The organism is Streptomyces sp. NPDC002513, assembly GCF_053595355.1.
The window spans coordinates 21,371-42,245 of sequence record NZ_JBSFXK010000041.1 but is presented as its reverse complement, the minus strand read 5'-3'; the positions used below and the strand labels follow the sequence as shown (position 1 = coordinate 42,245).

At 72.6% G+C, this 20,875-nt stretch carries 7 protein-coding genes; 1 reads left to right on the top strand and 6 read right to left on the bottom strand.

Features of this window, described 5'->3' with window-relative positions; genetic code table 11:
• Positions 1–117: 117 nt before the first annotated feature.
• The 3 genes from ACWD5Q_RS24320 to ACWD5Q_RS24310 are packed head-to-tail and all read right to left on the bottom strand — an operon-like array spanning position 118 to position 2,538.
• Positions 118–1,011: a sterol desaturase family protein gene (locus tag ACWD5Q_RS24320; protein WP_451429139.1), complete on the bottom strand. Its 894-nt coding sequence runs from the start codon at positions 1,009–1,011 to the stop codon at positions 118–120.
• A 40-nt stretch (positions 1,012–1,051) separates the two neighbouring features.
• Positions 1,052–1,792: a hypothetical protein gene (locus tag ACWD5Q_RS24315; RefSeq protein ID WP_451429138.1), complete on the bottom strand. Its 741-nt coding sequence runs from the start codon at positions 1,790–1,792 to the stop codon at positions 1,052–1,054.
• A 17-nt stretch (positions 1,793–1,809) separates the two neighbouring features.
• Positions 1,810–2,538, bottom strand: coding sequence for an NADPH-dependent FMN reductase (locus tag ACWD5Q_RS24310; protein WP_451429137.1), 729 nt, complete (start codon positions 2,536–2,538; stop codon positions 1,810–1,812).
• Positions 2,539–2,649: 111 nt separating this feature from the next.
• Between ACWD5Q_RS24310 and ACWD5Q_RS24305 the strand changes: the two genes are divergently transcribed.
• Positions 2,650–3,240 (top strand): TetR/AcrR family transcriptional regulator, encoded by a 591-nt coding sequence (locus ACWD5Q_RS24305; RefSeq protein ID WP_451429136.1) that lies wholly within the window; start codon positions 2,650–2,652, stop codon positions 3,238–3,240.
• Here ACWD5Q_RS24305 and ACWD5Q_RS24300 read toward each other — a convergent pair.
• From ACWD5Q_RS24300 to ACWD5Q_RS24290, 3 genes are all read right to left on the bottom strand, one after another.
• A complete protein-coding gene (locus ACWD5Q_RS24300; RefSeq protein ID WP_451429135.1) occupies positions 3,189–4,466 on the bottom strand; it encodes a phthiocerol/phthiodiolone dimycocerosyl transferase family protein in 1,278 nt (425 codons plus the stop codon). The two genes, ACWD5Q_RS24305 and ACWD5Q_RS24300, sit on opposite strands and share 52 nt — an antisense overlap.
• 65 nt (positions 4,467–4,531) lie before the next feature.
• Positions 4,532–5,338 (bottom strand): arylamine N-acetyltransferase family protein, encoded by an 807-nt coding sequence (locus ACWD5Q_RS24295; RefSeq protein WP_451429134.1) that lies wholly within the window; start codon positions 5,336–5,338, stop codon positions 4,532–4,534.
• Between the two features lie 54 nt (positions 5,339–5,392).
• Entirely contained in the window at positions 5,393–20,848 is a 15,456-nt protein-coding gene (locus ACWD5Q_RS24290) for an SDR family NAD(P)-dependent oxidoreductase (protein WP_451429133.1), read from the bottom strand.
• Positions 20,849–20,875 lie beyond the last annotated feature (27 nt).

Genomic DNA, 20,875 nt, shown 5'->3' with positions numbered 1-20,875 from the left:
ATCCTTTTCTGGTGTGAAGGGGCCGCAATCAGGAACGGTCCTGTCCGCGCTGAACAAGGGCGGTGGCGGCCGAAGCAGGCGTCCGCTCCGGCCGCCACCGCGCTGTTCGGGGCCTGACTACACAGGCGTCGGTTCTTCCGTCTTGACGGGGGATTCGACGATTCCCGCGGTAGCACCGGGCGGGCCGAACAGCGTGATCAGCCGGGCCTTCCAGGTGCGGGCCCTGCGCACGTCCTTGAGCATCGCCCAGACCTCGTGGTAATTGGTCCTGAACGGGTTGTGCGTCTCGATGTTCTTCGTCATCCCGTAGGTGGGCAGTTCCAGTTCGGGTGCATAGCTGCCGAACATCCGGTCCCAAATGATCAGGATGGCGCCGTAGTTCTTGTCCAGATAGGGATTGTTGGACCCGTGGTGCACCCGGTGGTGGGACGGGGTGTTGAAAAGGAACTCGACCGGCTTGGGCAGAAAGCCGATCCGCTCGGTGTGCAGCGGCCACTGATAGATCAGGCCGATGGTCTGGCAGAAAATGATCATCCAGGCCGGGATGCCGACCAGCGCGGCAGGAATGAAGGCCGCGGTGCGCAGGAAGATCGCCTGCGGCATCATCGCCGGCGACCGGACCGCGGTGGACAGATTGAAGTACTCACTGGAGTGGTGCACGCTGTGCGCGGCCCACATCCATCTGATCCGGTGGTCGGCGCGATGGGCCCAGTAGTAGCAGCAGTCCGTGACCACCATGCCCACCACCCAGGTCCACCATGTGTTCCCGGGCAGATGTACCGGCGCCAGCTCGGCGGCGATCACCACGAAAGAGAACGGGAGCACCGCCCGCTCCAGCGGCCCGGTGAACTGGCTCAGCAGGCTGATCGCCAGACTGTTGGCCGTATCACGGCCGCGGAAACCGCGTTTGCCCTCCCATTTCTTGTTGCGCCGCCAGGATATCCATTCGGCGACGAGCAGAATTACGAACGATGGCATCACGAACGCGAACAGGCTCATGTAGTTCGCCATCGGCGCGGCCACCTCCTTTCGGGTTCGGTGCGGATGTCGTCTAGTCCTGGCCCTGCTCGGCCGTCACCTTGGTGCCACGCAGGTCGTCGTACGTCTGCGTCGCGTGCCACGTGGAGAAGCCGGCGAACGCCACGGTCAGGGCCGCGGCGACGACCAGCGCCTGCCGGCCGGTGGGCCGCCCCTCGGCGGGGACGAAGCGCTGACCGGCGACCATGGCCACGGCGATCAGGAGCAGCGCCAGACCGATGGACCCGAAGATCGACCAGTACTCGACGCTCGGGAGCTTGAATCCGTAGAAGTCCTTGCGGAGCGTGTCGGCCGAGTAGCCGTTGCTCCAGTGCGCGATCGCGATCGATGTACCCGGCACCACCAGGCCGCTGACCGACCAGAACAGTGCCGCCGTCACAAAGCCGAGCTTCACGCCCGTGAGGACGCGCATGACCTTTCGGAACCGGCTGGTGGCGGGGCGGGACTTGCTCGCGCGTAGTATCCGCGCCATGGGCACGCCAACGACCAGTGCCGCACCGAGGGCGATCGCCAGCGGCGACACCACCAGTAGGTCATAGACCCGGATCGCCTTCGCGCACTGCGCGACCGCGTCCTTCGACGTGAAGGACCGGCCGGCCATGAGGCCCACCAGCGCACCGCCGACGAGCGAGAGGACGACCAGCGCGCCGAGCCCGGTGACCAGCCAGCGCACCACCTGCGCCGACGGCTTCGCCGGGGCCTGCTCGGCCGCGTTCCGCGTACTCGTTACCGTTTCCGCTATTGCGTTCGCCATGGTGTGACTCCTGATCTCTACTGACGGACTGCGGCGAAGTAGGAGCGCAGCGGGGCGGCCGCGTGCTCGCCGGCACCGCCCTTGATCGCTTCGGCGAGGGCGCCGAGCTGCGCCGTGGCGATGGCACGGCCGACCGGGTCGAGGAGCGTGGACGTGGCCGTGGCGCTCTGCTCGTCCTCGATGTCGCCGAGCTGGTCGGCGGCCTCGGTCAGGACCATCAACGGTCCGCTGATCACATGCGCGTGGCAGTCATGCAGTACCCGGCCGAGATCGGCCAGCCCGGTGCGGCCGAGACCGCGTCCGGGGGTGGCCGTCATGGTCACCACGCACTTCCCGGACAGCGCCGAATCGATGACCGGACGCGAAGCCCAGTCGATCGCGTTCTTCACCACGCCGGGAATGGACCCGTTGTACTCGGGCGAAACAAGAAGCAGTCCGTCCGCCTCACTGATCGCCCTGCGCAGAAAATCCACCGGCTCCGGAACACCGTCTCGGACATCCAGGTCCTGGTTGTACAGCGGCAGATCACCGAGCCGTTCGAAGACATCTATCTGCATGCCCTCGGGGGTCAATGGCCGCAGCGCGTCCAGAAGCCTCCTGTTCAGCGAATCCTTTCGGAGCGAGCCCGAAATCCCAAGAATACGCAACCCACTGCCCACCTTCCCGCCGGAATGCGCAAATCGGAGACGCTCCCTCGATCGCGCAGCGACTTCGGTGAGATTACTCGGCCGCGGAGCCCCGGCCATCCGCCATGTTGCTAGTAATGCACCGGAGTTTCCCAACAGTCGGCACACAGCCGCTTAAATTGCTCCCGACAACGCACGGTCACACAGTGGGCCCCGAGAAGGGACAGAGCCATGGGCAGCACCCGCCAGCGAATCCAGGACATCGCGCTCGAACTCATCGCCGAGCAGGGCTACGAGAAAACCTCGCTGCGTGAGATGGCCGAGCGTCTCGGCGTCACCAAGGCAGCGCTCTATTACCACTTCAAGAGCAAGGAGGAGATCGTGGTCAGCCTGTTCAGGGACCTGACCGGACCGATCGAGGACCTGATCGAGTGGGGAGTACGGCAGCCGCACACCTTGGACACCAAGCGGGAGCTGATCCGACGCTACAGCCAGGCTCTCGCCGACGCGGAGCCGCTGCACCGCTTCATACAGGAGAACCAGGTGACGGTGCGGGAGCTGGGCATCGGTGACATCGTCAGAGACCAGACGCGCCGGCTGCACGACATTCTCCTCGCGCCCTCGGGGTCCCTGGTCGACCACGTCCGTTGTGTGAGCGCCCTGTTCACCCTGCAGGCGGGCCTGATCGCCCCGCAGAGCGCCGAAAGCGACCCCGAGAAGCGGCGCAGGGCCGTCCTTGAGGTCGCCGTGGACCTGGTCACCCAGGCCCACTACGGCAGCGGGGGCACGTCCGCGCACTCCCGCAGCGCCTCCAGCGTGTAGTCGTGAATCCCGTCCATCTGCTCCGTCGTGAAGCACTGTGTGCTGTACGGCATCTCGATGCTGAACCGGTCGAAGATGGTCGTCGGCTGCGCGATCAGCGGGCCGCCCGGCAACTGCGGGTTCCACTTGCTCGACAGGCCGAACTTCGTCATGTCGACGATCTCCAGACCGTCGGGGGACGGCGGTCCTGCCAGCCTTCCGGTGCTGGTGAGCATCAGGCTCGTGGGCCACACCTCCATGTGCCGCAGCAGCCGGCTCAGCGCCTGGATCTCCAGGGCCGTGTCGCCCCGTTCGATCCCGCCGCGCAGTCCCTCGCCGAGCCGCTTGCCCAGCTTCACCAGGTCGTCGCCGACGGCCACTTCGAAGAGATCCCGGTACCAGGACGCCGCGGGCACCATGGCCTCCTGGGCGAGCGCCACCTGTCCCCGGAGGTCGACGGCGGAGAACACGGACAGCCGGTGGTCGGCGTGATCCGCGGGCAGGCTGTTGCGGACGGCCGTCAACAGCACCGCGCCGACAAGACCGTTGACCGTCACCCCGGCCTGCTTGGCGTGGGCGACAAGACCGGCGGTCTCGGACTCGGTCAGCCGCAGCCTGCGCGTGTTCATGATGCGGTCCTGCGGCACCTCCGAAGCCGAGGAGGCCGCGAGATACGGCAGCGACGCCACCGGCGCGCCCTCGGCCCGGCGCAGCCGCTCCTGTACGTACGCGTCGAGCTCGGCGTCGGTGCGCGGCGGCAGCAGCTCGTCAAGAGACGGGGGGAACTCCTGCGACACCGGCTCGGGTGCCCAGCTCCCCGCGGCAGCCTGGATGTCGCCGTAGCGCTGCCACACCCGGTTGCAGAACGCGGTGGCGGTACGGCCGTCGCAGATCGCGTGATCGAGGCCGAAGATCACCTTGTCCTCGTCGGAGCCGGTCAGCAGCACGGCACGCACCAGTGGGCCGCCGAGGTGCAGCGGCTTGTTGTACTCCTGCACCGGGACGTCGGGCCCGTCGGGACGGACCTCAAGTCGCGGCAGCTCGGCCTGGACCAGCGGCGTCAGGTAGGCGTCGGCGCCGTCCTGCTCGATCCGGCAGCGCAGCGGCAGGTGCTCGGCAAGGACCGCGGTGAAGGCCTCGTCCAGCAGTTCCGGATCGACGCCGCCGCGGACCACGCAGACCGTGACGGCCTGCGTCCTGATCTCGCCGACGTACATGCGTTCTGAAGGGGCTATCTTGCGGCGCATGAAGGTCCTGTCCTGTTCGTGTTCGGTGGGGTCTTCGAGGGGCAGCCGGGGCACGACGTCCGTGCTCAGGCAATGTCACCGGTCAGCACGGCGGTGCGTACCGCACGCCACTCGTCGTCGGTGAGGGTCCGGGTCTTCTCGATGCCGGCCCGGACGGTCAGCCACCGCCGGCCCTTCAGCACGACCTGGCCGTCGGCGACCGCCCGGCTGTACAGCTCGGGCACTTCGTCCTCGGCGGCCGCGGCCAGCGCCGCGTTCACCGCCTTGTTCGCCGGGGCCCAGTCGGCCTTGTCCCGGACCTTCGTGGTGAACCGGTAGACCGTGCTCCACCGGCCGAGCCGCGGCCGGCGCTGCACCAGCGTCCCGTCGCCGTCCTCGACCAGCCGGTAGCGGCAGCCGTGCTGCACCTGGTCCCGGCCCGTGCCGTCCAGGCGCAGCGGTTCCAGGAACGAGGGCCCGGCGTAACCGATGTCCACGAGCCAGTCGGCGCCGTCGACGCGGGCCAGCAGCAGCATGTGCTCGACCTCGACGCCGTAGGACTCCAGCCCTTCCGCAGTGGTGCCCGCGATCAGATCGGCATCGAAGCCGAGGTCGCGCAGCAGGCGCAGGAACAGTCGGGTCACCTGGACGCAGCTGCCGCCGTGGCCTGCGGCGACCACGGCGTCGAAGGTCGCGTCCTCGTCGAAGTCGACCAGATCCACCTGGTCGCCGTTGGCCGTCGGCACCGCCAGCGAGCCCACGCTGTTGAACGGGATCGCCTCCATGTGCCGTTTGTGCAGCGCGGTGAGAGTCGCCAGGCCGGGCTTCGGACGCCCGTCCCCGGTGTCGTACCCCAACTTCCGTAGATAGACGTCGGTGTCATACATGGGCATGGCCTTTCCGGCCGGTGGCCGGCGCAGCCGTGACGGCCGCGCCGGCCACCGGTCCTATGCGTCGCTGTCCAGGCGCTCGAGCAGGTGCTCGGTAAGCGCCTCGGGGGTCGGGTGTCCGAAGATGCCCGCGGGGGTCAGCGCGGTACCGCTGTGATGGGCGATGCGGCGGGACAGATCGAGTGCCATGAGGGAGTCCAGGCCCAGCTCGAAGAAGCCGCGGTCCGCGGGGACGGGCTGGCCGGGGTCGAGGCCCAGTACCGCGGCCGCCTGGGCCTGCACCAGATCGAGCATCGTCTTCCTGCGGGCTGCGCCGTCCTGTTCGCGCAGCAGGTCCGCCCACCGGAACTCGACCGGCTCTCCGGCCCGGTCCCGCGCCACCCGGCGGCGCGCGCGGACCAGGCCGCGCAGCAGCGGCGGGACGGCCCGGCCTGCTTCCCGGCCGGCCCACAGTTCGGGCCGGCCGGGCACGGCGTCCGCTGCGCCGGAGCGGATCGCCTCGGACAGCGCCGATGTCGACACCGCCTCCGCTCCCTGCGTCGCGGGCACGAGGACGGGCGCACAGGCGTCGAGTCCCGTAGCCCGGAGGCGGGCCACGACCGCACGCATCTGGCCGTCGGCCGCGGCGGTCGCCGCCTGGTCCGCGCCTCCGGTGATCCCGGCCGCCGAGGTGACGACGAGGAACAGCCCGGGCCGACAGTCCGCCGCGAGGCCGGCGAGGTGCTTCAGCGACTCGCTGCGGCCGCGGAGCACTTCGGTGAGCCGGCCGGCGTCCAGTTCGGCGAGCGGGGTGCTGTCCGCCGGGCCGGCCGCGTGCACCACACAGGTCAGCGGGTGCTCCGGCGGGAGCCCGGCCGACAGCCGCCGCACCGCGGCCTCGTCGGCGAGGTCGCAGGCCACCACGGTGACCGCGGCGCCCATGCCGGTGAGCTCGTCGGCCAGCGTGGCGGCCCCAGGGGCCTCGGCGCCCCGCCGGCCGATCAGCAGCAGGTGCCGCACACCGTGTTCGGCGACCAGGTACCGGGCCACCCGTGCGCCTGCCTCGCCGGTACCGCCGGCGATCAGAACGGTGCCGTCCGGGTCGAGTACGGTCCGGGCCGAGACTGCGACCGCGTCCGTGGCCGTGGCCGTGGCCGTGGCCAGCCTCGGGACGTGGAGGCGCCCGGCCCGCGCCGCGGCCTTGTAGACGCCGGCGGCGAGTGCCCGGCCGACCGCCGACCGCACCGCCTCGTCGGTGACATCGGCCTCGGTGTCGAGCAGCACGAACCGGTCCGGGTACTCGGCCTGGATCGCGCCGAGCATGTCCCATACGGCCGCCGCGGCCGGATCGAGATCGGCCGGGTCACCGCTGGCACTTGCGACCGGGACCGCCCTGCTGGTCCGCACCACCATCCTGTGACCGGCCAGCTCCGGCTCGTCCAGCCAGGCCTGTGCGACGGCGAGCGCCCGGGAGCAGGCGGCGGCGACCTCGTCATCGTCACCGGCACCGACCTCGTACAGTGCGTCGGCCGGTTCGGCGGCGAGATCGAATACGTCGGTGTCATCGCCGACCGGAGCCGGCCCCGCCGGGGTCTCGGTCGGGTCCGCCGGGAGCGTCGTCCACTCGATCCGCAGCGCACCGGGCCGTCGCAGCACCGCGGCGGGCACGGGCTCGGCGCTGACCAGGCCAGCGCTGAGCACCGGCAGACCGCTCTGGTCGGCCGCGTCCAGCGTGACGCCGTCGGGGGCCGGGCGCAGCCGGATGCGCAGCGACAGCGCACCGGAGGCGTGCAGGGCGACCTGCCGCCAGGCGCAGGCCGCACCCCCGGCACCGAAGCCGGTGGCGTAGGCCGCGGCCGCCAGCAGCGAGGGGTGGATCCCGAAGCCGCGGGCCAGATCGTGTTGTTCGGCCGGCACGGCGACGTCGAGGTAGGTCTCCTCGCCCCGCCGCCAGATCGCGGTCAGACCCTGCGGCAGCGCCCGACCGGTGTCGGTGGTCAGGTCCGCGAGGCCGACCGGTTCGGCGCCCGGGGGCGGCCAGGAAGCGAGGTCGGCCTCGGGCGGAGCGCCGGCCGTCGTCGGTGCCAGGGTCCCCGAGGCGTGGCACGTCCACTGCGGACGACCGCCCTCGGCTCCGACCGTGGCGGACCGTACGGTGACCGCGCGGCGTCCGTCGGCCCCGGAGCCCCCGGCGTGGACCTGGAGCTGCACCGCAAGGCCGGGAGCAAGCTGCAGCGGCACCTGCGGTTCGAGTGCCTCCAGCACACCGCAGTCCAACTCGTCACCGACCCGGATCGCCAACTCGGCCCAGACCGCGGTCGGTACCTCGACCGGTCCGTCCGCGCTGCCGTCGGCGAGCCAGGGCAGGTCCTGCGCCGAGAGCCGGCTCAGCGCCAGGACGCCGTCCGCGCCGTCCGGCTGGGCCAGTTCGACCAGGGTGGGGAGCAGCGGGTGCTCGGAGGCGGTCGGCCCGACCGAGGTCTGCCCGGCCGCGGGACCGGGCCGCAGCCAGTAGCGCCGACGGTCGAAGGGGTAGCCGGGAAGGTCGTGGCACACGCGGTGCCAGGCCGCCGGGGCGATCGGGACGAGCTCCGGCCAGTCCACCGGCAGGCCGGCCACGAACGCCTCGGCGAACGCCGTCGTCAGCCGCTCCGGCCCGCCCTGCCCGCGGCGCAGCGTGGCCACCACCGCGGTCGGCCGGCCGGCGTCCTCGACGATGTCGAGAATGGACGGGAGCAGCCCGGGGTGGGTCGACACCTCGACCACCGCACGCCGGTCCGGGATGACCGCGCGGATCGCGGCGTCCAGCTCGACGGGCCTGCGCAGATTCCGGTACCAGTAGGCGGCGTCGAGGCGTTCGTCCGCTCCGATCCACCGGCCGTCGACCGTGGAGTAGAACCGGCAGCCGGGCACCAGCGCCTGCGCCGGCGGCTCGCCGATCCCGTCCAGCTGGGTCAGCATCGGCTGCTCGAGCTCGTCCACGAGGAACGAGTGCGAGGCGTAGGCCGCCTTCATCCGGCGGAACCAGATGCCCGCCTCGGTCGCCATCGCCGCGAACTCGTCGATCGCGCCGACCTCGCCCGAAATGGCCACCGTCGCCGGGCCGTTGACGGCACCGATCTCGATCCTGCCCTCGTACCCGGCCAGCAGCTCGACCATCCGCGCCCGGCTGACCCCGACGACGAGCATGCCACCGGTGGTGGGCAATGCCGCGGCCAGCCGGGACCGTACGACGATCGCGTGGAAGGCGTCCTCGAGCGTCAGCAGTCCGGCGACGCACGCGGCGGCGATCTCGCCCTGCGAGGCGCCGAGCACGACCTCGGGCACCACGCCGGCGGCCGCCCACAGCTGGGCCAGACCGGTGTTCATCACAAAGGAGGCGGGCTGCACCACATCGACACGGGACAGGTCGTTCTCGCCGGTCAGCGCCTGTTCCAGGGTCCAGTCGACGTCGTACTGGGCGAGGAGTGCCTCACAGCGGCGCACCCAGGCCCGGAACTCGGGCGAGTGCTCCAGCAGTTCGCGGCCCATGCCGATCCACTGGCCGCCCTGGCCGGGGAAGAGGAACACCGCGCCGGATCCGGCCCCGGCGGTTCCCACGACCAGGCCCTCCTCGGTGTCCCCGGTGGACAGCGCCCGCAGGCGGCCCACCAGTTCGGCCCGGTCCGTCGCGAGTACGGCGGCCCGTGCCTCGTGCGAGGTGCGCCCGTTGGCCAGGGCGCCGGCCAGTTCGGCCAGCGGTGTCCGGTCCTGTTCGGCGAAGTCGGCCAACCGCTTCGCCGTCCCGGCGAGCGCCGCCTGGGTGCGGGCCGACAGCACGAACGGAAGGGAACCGTCGGCGTCGTAGGTGTCCGGGAGCACGGCCGGCGGCCGCGGCGGCTCTTCGAGGATGAGGTGCACATTCGTACCGCTGACCCCGAACACCGACACCCCGGCGCGACGCGCGCGGTCCTGCCGCGCCGGCCACGGCTCGGCCTCGGTCAGCAGCCGGATCGTGCCGCTGGACCAGTCGACTTCGGGGGTCGGGGCGTCCACGTGCAGGGTCGCCGGCAGCTTCTGATGCCGCAGCGCGAGCGCCATCTTGATCACGCTCACCACGCCGGACGCCGCCTGGGTGTGGCCGATGTTCGACTTGACCGAGCCGAGGCGCAGCGGATCGGCGGGGTCGCGCCGGCCGTACGTCTCGAACAGGGCCTGGGCCTCGATCGGGTCGCCGAGCCGGGTGCCCGTGCCATGTGCCTCGACCGCGTCGACCTCGGCCGGTGAAAGGCCGGCCGCCGTGAGCGCGCGCTGGATCACCTGGCGCTGGGCCGTGCCGTTGGGGGCGGTGAGCCCGTTGGACGCGCCGTCCTGGTTGACCGCGGACCCCCGCACCACGGCACTGACGTCGTGGCCGTTGTCCTGGGCGTCGGTCAGCCGCTCCAGGAGTACGACACCGACGCCCTCGGCATTGCCCGTGCCGTCGGCAGCCGCGGCGAAGGCCTTGCAGCGGCCGTCGACCGCCAGTCCGCCGTTCTTCGCGAACTCGACGAACGCGCCCGGAGTCGACATCACCGTGACGCCGCCGACCACGGCGATCGAGCACTCACCGCTGTTCAGCGCCTGGATGGCCATGTGCATCGCCACCAGCGACGAGGAGCACGCGGTGTCCACCGACACGGCGGGCCCGGTGAAGCCGTAGACGTACGAGACGCGGCCGGAGACCACCGAGACGGCGCCGCCGCTGCCCCGTAGCCCGTCCGTCTGCTCGTCGCCACCGGACATCCCGTAGCCCTGGCCCATGACACCGACGAACACACCGACGTCGGTTCCGCGCAGGGCCGCCGGGTCCAGGCCCGCGTCCTCCAGCGACTCCCAGACGACTTCGAGCAGCAGGCGCTGCTGCGGGTCCATGGCGAGTGCCTCGCGCGGGGAGATCCCGAAGAACCCGGCGTCGAAGTCGGCCGCGTCCGTCAAGAAGCCGCCCGCGTCGACCGGCATGGCGGACAGGTCCCAGCCGCGGTCGGCCGGCAGTCCCGACTGTGCCGCGCCGCCGCGCTCCAGAAGGTCCCAGAAGGCGGCAGGACCGTGGATCCCGCCCGGCAGCCTGCACCCCATGCCGATGACGGCGATGTCGTCCTGTGTGCGGGCCGCGAGGACGGGCGCCGGTCCCGCCGCGGTGTCGACCCCGGCGAGCCGGTCGCTCAGATAGCGGGCCAGTTGGCGCGGTGTCGGGTGGTCGAAGGCGACCGTGGTGGGCAGGGCGCGGCCGGTCGCGGCGGTGAGCCGGTTGCGCATCTGGACCGTACCGAGGGAGTCCATCCCGGCGGCCTGGAACGGCGCGTCGGGATCGATGTCGTCGCCCGACGCGTAGCCGAGGACGAGCGCCACGGATGTCCGTACGGTCGCCAGCAGGCGAGCCTCGCGCTCGGCCGGGGGCAGCCCGGCGAGCGAGGCGGCCAGTTCACCGGCCGGAGCCGTGCCGCCGACCCGCCGGCGGACGCCGACCAGCCTGCGCAGCAGCGGCTGGACCGGCCCGCCTGCCGAGGCGTCGGCGCGGGCGGCGGCGACATCGAGTTTCATCGGCACCAGATGTGCCTCGTCGCTGTCCAGAGCGGCGTCGAACAGCGCCAGCGCCTCCTGCGTGTGCAGCGGCCGGACGCCGCCGCGGCCGATCCTGGCCAGGTCGGTGCTGTCCAGGTTTCCGGTGATGCCGCCGGCCTGCGCCATCAGGCCCCAGGACAGCGAGACTCCGCGGTGGCCGGATGCCTGACGTGCCCGCATGAGCGCGTCCAGGTAGGCGTTGGCGGCGGCGTAGTTGCCCTGGCCCGCCGAGCCGAGCAGTCCGGCCGCCGAGGAGTAGACGACGAACGCGGCGAGAGTGCCGTCCCGGGTCAGTTCGTCCAGATGCCGTGCGGCGTCGGCCTTCGGTCCGAGCACCGTGGCCAGGCGGTCCGGGGTCAGCCCGTCGAGCAGGCTGTCGTCCAGTACGCCGGCGGTGTGCACGACGGCGGTCAGCGGATGCTGTGCCGGGATGCCGGCCAGCAGCCCGGCCACCGCGTCGCGGTCGGCGACATCGCACGCCGAGACCGTGGCCGACGCGCCGAGACCGGCCAGTTCGGCGACGAGTTCGGCCGCGCCGTCGGCCGCCGGTCCGCGCCGGCTGACCAGCAGCAGGTGGCGTACGCCGTGGTTGCGGGCCAGATGGAGTGCCGCCTGCGCACCGAGCGAGCCGGTGCCGCCGGTGACCAGGACCGTACCGTCGGGGGCCAGCTTCACGGGCCGCTCGGCAAGTGGCGCGGCGGGCGCGAGATGCGGCGTCAGGAGGGTCGTTCCGCGCACCGCCAGCTGCGGCTCGTCGACCGCGAGGGCCAGGGCGATCGCGGCAACAAGATCCGCACCGGGCTCGATGTCGAGCAGGCGCACCGCCCCGTCGGACAGCTCCGCTTGGGCGGCACGGACCAGACCCCACACGGCCGCTGACGGGGCGTCGGCCACGTCGGAGGTGTCGGCCGGTACGGCGCCACGGGTCAGGACGACGAGCCGGGCGTCGTCCGGGGCGTCGCTCTGCCAGGCCTGCAGTACGGCGACGACGTCCGCCAGCAGGCTCTGCACAGGACGGCCCCGCTCGGCCTGGAAGACGGCAACCGCCGGAGCCCCTTCCGTTTCCGTCGCCACGAACTGGGCGACATCGGCGGCCGTGGCCACGAGAACCGTCCGCGTCGGCGGCGCGGGCCGCTCCTGCGCGGCCGCCTCGGCCCACACTTCCCGGTACATCCCTTCGGACGTCGCCGTGCCCACCTGCTCGGGCGGGACCGGCGCCGCGGACCACGAGCGGGCCGTGAACACCGGCTGACCGGCCTCGTCGGTCGCGTCCAGGCTCCAGCGGTCGGCGCCGAGCGAGGTCATCCGGACCCGGATCCGGCGCGCCTCGCTCGCGTGCAGGGCGACTCCGGTCCACTGCGAGTCCGCCATGCCGGGTGTCATGACGGCCCTGGTGGCGGCGCTCAGGAGGAGCGGCGGAAGGCCGAACCCGGTGGCGTCGTCGGAGTCGGCGAGCCCGGCCTCGACGAAGGTCTCCTCGCCGCGGCGCCACACTCCCCGCAGCCCCGCGATGTCGGGGTCCGTCTCGATCGCCTCGGCTCCGGTCGGCGGCCACGGCCCGGTCATCGGCCGTGGTGCGGCCGGCACTCGCGCGGCCAGGGTCCCGGTGGCGTGCCGGACCCAGCCGCCGCCACTCTCCCGGGCGCCGTAGATCGTGAAGGTCCTGCGGTCGTCGGCATCGGCCGCACCGACGACGATCTCCACGCGTAGGGCGTCGTCCGCGGGCACCACCAGCGGTGCCCCGACGGCCAGTTCGTCGAGCACACCGCACGAGACCTCGTCGCCGGCACGGATCGCCAGATCGACGAGCGCGGCGGCCGGCAGGACATCGGCGCCGTGCAGGCGGTGGCCGGTCGCCCAGGGGTGCGTGGCCGCCGAGAGCCGGGCGGTGCCGATCACCCCGCCGGTGTCCGGGGCCATGACGACGGCCGAAAGGAGCGGGTGGCCGCCGGCGGTCTGGCCGAGACCGGCCGCGTCGGTGTCCCGGGAGGTCCGCTGCAGCCAGTAGTGCTTCCGGTCGAAGGCGTAGGTCGGCAGGTCGACGGCCGGTGCCGAGGACGGCAGCAGCGCGTCCCAGTCGACCGGGACGCCCCGTACGAAGAGTTCGGCAAGGGCTTCGATCAGGGTCCGGGGCTCGTCGCGGCCGTCGCGGAGCACGGGCGTGCACACGGCTTCGGTGCCGGATGCGGACGCCGTCGCAAGGACCGCACCGGACAGGGCGGCGCCGGGACCCAGCTCAACGAAGAGCCGTCCGCCGCGCTCGATCGCGGCGGCGGTGCCGGCGGCGAAGCGCACCGTCCGGCGGACCTGCTCGACCCAGTAGTCGGCGGTGGTCAGGTCGGCACCGTCGGGCGCGATGACGGGAATCCGGGCGGGCCGCCAGGTCACGTCGGCGACGGCCGCACGGAAGTCGGCCAGCATCGGCTCCATCAGCGCGGAGTGGAATGCGTGCGAGACATCGAGGCGACGGACCTTGCGGCCCCGTGCGCGCAGTGCCTCGGCCGCGGCGAGTACGGCGTCCTCCGCGCCGGACAGTACCACTGACGACGGGTCGTTCACCGCGGCGAGACCGACCTGGGCATCGAGGTACGGGAGGACCTCGTCCTCGCTCGCGGCGACCGCGACCATCGCCCCACCGGCGGGCAGCCGCTGCATCAGCAGGCCGCGGGCGGCGACCAGCGCCGCCGCGTCGTCCAGGTCGAGCATGCCCGCCGCGTGCGCCGCGGAGATCTCGCCCACCGAGTGGCCGAGCAGCAGCCGGGGACGCAGCCCCCAGGACTCGGCGAGCCGGAACAGGGCGGTCTCGACCGCGAACAGGGCGGCCTGCGTGTACACGGTCTGGTCGAGCAGTGCGGCCTCGGCCGTGCCGGGATCGGCGAACACCACGTCCCGCACCCGGCTGCCGAACTCGAGCACCAGCCGCTCGTCCAGGCGGGCGCAGACCTCGTCGAAGGCGCTCGCGTACAAGGGGAACCGGGTGTGCAGCGCGCGTCCCATGCCGAGTCGCTGCGCGCCCTGTCCGGGGAACACGAACACGAGCGACGATGCCGCGTCCACGGCCTGGGACCCGCTGCTCACGCCCGGCGCGCTCGCGCCGTCGGCGATCGCGTCGAGGCCCGCGAGCAGGGCGTCCGTGTCCGCCGCGGCGACGACCGCCCGGTGGGCGAGCAGCGCGCGGCCGGTCGTCAGGGACCTGGCCACGCCCGCCGGGGGCAGCCCGTCCGCCGCCGCGCGCAGTCGCCGCGCCTGGCCGGCCAGGGCGGCCGGGGTGTGCGCGGAGAGGACGAAGGGCAGCACGGCGGCCGGGTCGGTGCCCGGTCCGGCGTCCGGCGCGGCCGGGTCCCGCTCCTCGGCCGGGGCCTGTTCGAGGATGAGGTGCGCGTTGGTGCCGCTGATGCCGAACGAGGAGATGCCCGCCCGGCGGGGCCGTCCTGCGTCCGGCCAGGCGCGGCCCTCGGTGAGCAGGGCCACGGTGCCGTCGGACCAGTCGACGTGCGGTGTGGGCTCGTCGACGTAGAGGGTCTGCGGGAGGACGCCGTGCCGGATCGCCTCGACCATCTTGATCACGGAGATGACTCCGGCCGCGGCCTGGGTGTGGCCGAGGTTGGACTTCACCGAGCCGAGCAGCAGCGGCCGTTCGGCGGAGCGGTCCCTGCCGTAGGTGGCGATGAGCGCCTCGGCCTCGCTGGGGTCGCCGAGCTTGGTCCCGGTGCCATGGGCCTCGACGGCGTCGATGTCGTCCGGGCCGACCCCCGCGGCTTCGAGCGCGGCACGGATCACGCGCTGCTGCGCGGGACCGTTGGGCGCAGTGAGTCCGTTGGAGGCACCGTCCTGGTTGATCGCCGAGCCGCGGATGACCGCGAGCGGTCGGTGTCCGCTCCGGCGTGCGTCGGACAGTCGCTCAAGGAGTACGACGCCGACGCCCTCGGACAGTACGGTGCCGTCGGCGTCGGCGGCGAAGGCCTTGACCCTGCCGTCCTCGGCGAGCCCTCGGGCGCGTGAGAACCCCGTGACTCCGATCGGGGAACCCATGACGGCGGCACCGCCGGCCAGCGCGAGTTCGCACTCACCCTGGCGCAGGGCCTGGGCCGCCAGGTGGATGGCCACCAGGGACGAGGAGCAGGCGGTGTCCACGGTCATGGACGGACCTTCGAGCCCGAACGTGTAGGACACCCGGCCGGACGCGACACTGCCCGCGGTCGCGGTGGTGGCGTAGCCCTCCAGCTCGGCGGGGATATCGGTGAGCGAGGCGATGTAGTCGTGGATGGACAGGCCGGTGTAGACGCCGACCCGCTCGCCCCGCAGTGCGGACGGGTCGATTCCGGAGGCTTCCAGCGCTTCCCAGGTGGCTTCCAGGAGCAGGCGCTGCTGCGGGTCCATGGCGAGCGCTTCGCGGGGGGAGATCCCGAACAGGGGCGCGTCGAAGTACCCGGCGTCCTGCAGGAACCCGCCCTGCCGCACATAGGCGGTGCCTGCGCTGTCGGGGTCGGGGTCGAAGAGCCCGTCGAGATCCCAGCCGCGGTCGTCGGGGAAGGGGGACATGGCGTCCCGGCCCTCGGCGACCAGGTTCCACAGGTCGGCCGGGGTGGCGATCCCGCCGGGCAGCCGGCAGGACATGCCGACGATGACGATCGGATCGTCTTCGGCCGGCGAGGCGGCCCGGGACACCGGCGGTGCGACGGTGGCGGTGGCCGCGCCCGTCTCCGCCAGCAGGTGCCGTACCAGCGCCTCGGGCGTGGGGTAGTCGAAGATCACCGTCGCGGGCAGTTTCACCGCGGTGGCGGCCGTCAGCCGGTTGCGCAGCTCCACCGCGGTCAGCGAGTCGAACCCGATGTCGCTGAAGCGGGCCGAGTCGACGTAGCCGTCCTGGCCGACCCGGCCGAGCACGGTCGCCACCTCGGCTCGGACGATTCCGAGCAGCAGTTCGGTGCGCTCCGCCTCGGACAGCCCGGCCAGCCGGCCGCCCAGCGCGCCCTGCGCACCGGCCTGTGCGAGCCGACGCGGCGGCCTGACCAGCGCCCGGAACAGCGGCGCGATGGTGCCGCCCGCGCCGGACTCGGCCTGTACGGAGGCGAGATCGAGCTTGATCGGTACGAGCAGGGGGTGGCCCGAGCCAATCGCGGTGTCGAAGATGCCGAGTGCCTCGTCGGCCGGCAGCGGTCGTACGCCGCCGCGGCGCATCCGGGTCTTGTCGACATCGGCGAGCTGTCCGGTCATCCCGGTGGCGGGGCTCCACAGCCCCCAGGCCAGCGACACGGCGGGGAGTCCCGCGGCGCGTCGGGCCGACACGACGGCATCGGCGTACGCGTTGGCGGCGGCGTAGTTGCCCTGACCCGCCGAGCCGAAGACGCTTGCCGCCGAGGAGAACACCGCGAACACCTGGGGCGGTCGCGCCCGGGTCAGTTCGTCGAGGATGCGCAGCCCGCCGGCCTTGGGCGCGAACACCTTGGCCATCCGGCGCGGATCGAGCCCCGCGATGACGCTGTCGTCCAGCACGCCGGCCGCGTGCACGACGCCGGTCAGCGGGTGGTCGGCAGGAACGGCGTCGAGCAGCGCCTGCACCGCGGCGCGGTCGGCGATGTCGCACGCGACCACGGACACCGACGCGCCCTGGGCGGTCAGTTCCTCGACGAGCGCTTCGGCGCCCTCGGCGGACGGTCCGCTCCGGCTGGCCAGGACGAGGCGGCGTACGCCGTGTTCGCGCACCAGGTGCCGGGCCAGCAGCGCGCCGAGCACACCGGTGCCGCCGGTGAGCAGCACCGTGCCGTCCGGGGCGAACGCGTTGGCGGACGGCGGCGGTTCGACGGTCTTGGCGCGGCCGAGCCGTGGGGCGAGGACCGCGTCCGCGCGCACCGCGGTCTGCGGTTCGCCGGTGGCGAGCGCGGCCGCGATCGACTGGTCCCGGTGGGCGCCCGGTGCACCCCGCTCGATGTCCACGAGGAAGAACTGGTCCGGGTTCTCCACCTGGGCCGAGCGCAGCAGTCCCCAGACGGCGGCGGCGGCCGGATCGGTGACCGGCCCTGACGCGGGGACCGCGCCGTCGGTGACCACGACGAGCGGCACCGGTGCGAGGACCGGCTCCTCCAGCCAGGCCTGCAGCACGCCCAGCACCCGGGCGAGCAGCGGCTCGGCGTCCTCGGGAGTGCCCTCGGTGAGGTCGAGCACGGCCAGCTCGGGGAGTTGCTCGCCGAGCTCCTCGGCCAGGGCGGTCCGCGCCACGTCACCGGAGGTCGCGACGGCCGCCCAGTTCCCCACCGGGTCCGGCGCCGCGGCCGGGACCCGCATCCAGTCGAGCTGCCAGAGCGCCGACGAGACGGTCCTGCCGGACTCGGCTGTCAGGTCCGAGATGGGCAGCGAGACCAGCGACTCCATGGTCAGCACCGGGGCGCCGGTCTCGTCCGCGGCGTCGAAGGACAGCGCGTCGGGGCCGCAGGGCGCGACACGGACGCGCAGCGAACCGGCGCCGCTCGCATGCAGCCTGACCCCGTTCCAGGCGAACGGCAGGACATTGCGGTCGTCGTCGCGGCGGTGGAAGGCGTTCGCATGCAGCGCGGCATCCAACAGCGCCGGGTGCAGGCCGAACAGGTCCAGGTGTTCGCGCTGCTCGGCGGGGAGTACGGCCTCGGCGAAGATCTCGTCACCGCGCCGCCACACGGCGGTCAGCCCGGCGAAGGCCGGCCCGTAGTCGTACCCGCGCTCGGCGAGACGTCCGTAGAAGTCGTCGATGTCCTCGCGCTGTGCGCCCTGCGGCGGCCAGGCGGCGAAGTCGAACCCGCTGCCCGCGGCGTCGGCACAGGCGTCCGACAGCAGACCCGACGCGTGCCGGACCCATCCTTCGTCGCCCCGCTTGCCGTGCACCTCGACCGGGCGGCGTCCGGATGCGTCCGGGCCGCCGACCGAGACCTGGAGCCGTACGGCCGCGTCTTCCGGCAGCAGCAGCGGCGACTCGATCACCAGCTCGTCGAGGACCTCGAAGCCGAACGCGTCGCCGGCCCGGATGGCCAGGTCCACATAGGCGGTACCGGGCACCACCACGGAGCCCTGGATGCGGTGGCCTGCCAGCCAGGGATGGCTCGCCAGCGAGATCCGCGCGGTGTACACCTGACCGCCGGCCCCCGGCAGGTCGACCACCGCGCCGAGCAGCCCGTGATCGCTGGTCGTCTGCCCGAGTGCCTCGGCGCTCGCCCCGCCGCCCGGCATGGTGATCCAGAACCGCTGGTGGTCGAACGGGTAGCTGGGCAGCCGGATCGCCGTCGGCACGGCGGACACCGGCGCCAGCGCGCTCCAGTCCACGGCGATACCGCGCACGAAGACCTCCGCCACCGACGCGAGCAGCCGGTCCGTGCCGCCCTCGTCCCGGCGGGTGGAGCCGACGGCCAGCACGTCGGCGTCCAGCTCGTCGCCGAGGCCGGTGATGGCAGGCGTGAGCACGGGGTGCGCGCTGACCTCGATGAAGACCCGGTGGTCCTGCGCGATCAACTCACGTACCGCGGAGCTGAAGCGCACGGTCTGGCGCAGGTTGCGGTACCAGTATCCGGCGTCGAGCCGGTCGTCCTGGCCGAGCCAGCGGCCTTCGACCGTCGAGTAGAACGGTACCTGGGGTGCTGAACAGGCAATCCCGTCAAGGTCGTTGAGCAGGTCGCCCTTGATGTTCTCCACGTAGCGGCTGTGCGAGGCGTAGTCGACGTCGATGCGGCGCAGCCGGATGTCGCGCTCGGCCGCGGTCGCGGCCAGCTCGTCCAGAGCGGCGCGCTCCCCCGCCACGACCACCGCCGTCGGGCCGTTCAGCGCGGCGACCTCGAGCCGTTCGCCCCAGGGCTCGATGAATGCGCGTACCTCGCCCTCGGGCAGCGCGACCGAAGCCATGCCGCCCTGTCCCGACAGCTGCTCGGCGATCGCCTGGCTGCGCAGGGTGACCACCCGCGCGGCGTCGGCGAGGGACAGCGCGCCCGAGACACACGCGGCCGCGATCTCGCCCTGCGAGTGGCCGAGCACCGCGTCGGGGACGACGCCGGCCGACTTCCACACCTCGGCCAGGGCGACCATGACCGCGAAGCACACGGGCTGGACGATGTCGGCCGAGTCCAACGCGCCGCCATCGCACAGCACTTCGGTCAAGGACCAGTCCACCCACGGCTCGAAGGCCGCTTCGCACTCGGTGATCCGGGCAGCGAACACCGGTGAGGATTCGAGGAGTTCGCGGCCCATGCCGATCCACTGGGTGCCCTGCCCGGGGAACACGAAGACCGCCTTACCCGCGCCCGAGGCCTTGGCGGCGCCCAGGACGACACCCGGACCCCCGCGGCCCTCGGCGACGTACGCCAGTCCGTCCCGCAGTTCCTCGTGTGTGCCCGCCACCACCACCGCGCGGTGGTTCAGCAGAGCGCGGCCGCCCAGCAGCGCGGCGGACAGGTCGCCGAGTGCGATCGTGTCGTCGGCGGCCTCGGCGAGACGCCCGCCCAGGCCGGCCAGCGCGGTCGCGCTCTTGGCCGACACCAGGAACGGGAGCGGGGTGCCCGTCGGCACGGCCGGAGCCTGCGCCTCCTGTGTCGCTGCGCCCGCGGGCGCCTCCTCCACGATCATGTGCACGTTGGTGCCGCTGGCGCCGAACGAGGAGATACCCGACCGGCGCGGACGGCCGTGGTCCGGCCACTCCCGCCCCTCGGTGAGCAGCTCGATCGCTCCGGAGGACCAGTCGACCTGCGGGGTAGGGCTGTCCACATGGAGGGTGGCCGGCAGATATCCGTGCTGCAGCGAGAGGACCGTCTTGATCAGGGCGGCCACGCCCGAGGCAGCCTGGGTGTGCCCCAGCACCGACTTGACCGAGCCCAGCAGCAGCGGGCGTCGCGTGTCCCGGCCCTGCCCGTAGGCGGCGAAGAGTGCCTGCGCCTCGATCGGGTCGCCGAGGGTCGTGCCGGTGCCGTGCGCCTCGACGGCGTCGATGTCGTCCGATGACAGGCCCGCGGAGGCCAGCGCGCTGCGGATGACGCGCTGCTGCGCCGGGCCGTTCGGGGCGGTCAGGCCGTTGGAGGCGCCGTCCTGGTTGATGGCCGAGCCCCGGATCACCGCGAGCACTTGATGCCCGTTGCGCCGCGCGTCCGACAGCCGCTCCAGCAGGACGACTCCCACGCCCTCGGCCCAGCTGCTGCCGTCCGCGGCGGCGGCGAAGGACTTGCAGCGCCCGTCGAAGGCGAGGCCGCGCTGGCGCGCGAACCCGACGAAACCGCCGGGGGTGGCCATCACCGTGGCCCCGCCGACGAGCGCCATGGAGCACTCTCCGCGGCGCAGCGCCTGCGTCGCCAGGTGGACCGCGACCAGCGACGAGGAGCACATCGTGTCGACGGTGACGGCCGCGCCGCCGAGGCCGAGGCAGTAGGAGATCCGGCCGGACGCGATACCGCCGGCCGAGCCGAGGGCCCGCTCAAGGCTCAGGAAGTCCTCCGCGCCGGCGAGGTCGGGCGCGTAGTCCTGGTGCACCATGCCCATGTAGACACCGGTGTCCGAACCGCGCAGGCTGTTCGGGTCGATGTTGGCGCCTTCCAGCGTCTCCCAGCAGACCTCGAGGAGTTGCCGCTGCTGGGGGTCCATCGCCAGGGCCTCGCGCGGCGAGATCCCGAAGAACCCCGGGTCGAACTGGTCGGCGTCGTGCAGGAACGCGCCCCGGTCGACATAGGTGGTGCCCGGGGTCTCCGGGTCGGGGTCGTAGAGCCCGTCGAGATCCCAGCCCCGGTTGTCGGGGAACGGCGTGTACACGTCCGTCCCCTGCGACACCACGTTCCAGAAGTCCTCCGGACCGGCGACACCGCCCGCGAACCGGCAGCCGACCGACACCACGGCTATCGGCTCCGAGGCCGCCGCGATGAGATCTTCGGCCTTCTGTCTGAATCGCGCGGTCTCCTTGACCGATTCGCGCAGGGCCTTGACGAGCTCCGGTTCCGGCGTGGTGCTCAAGTCGGTCCTCCAGGTCAGTACGAACGA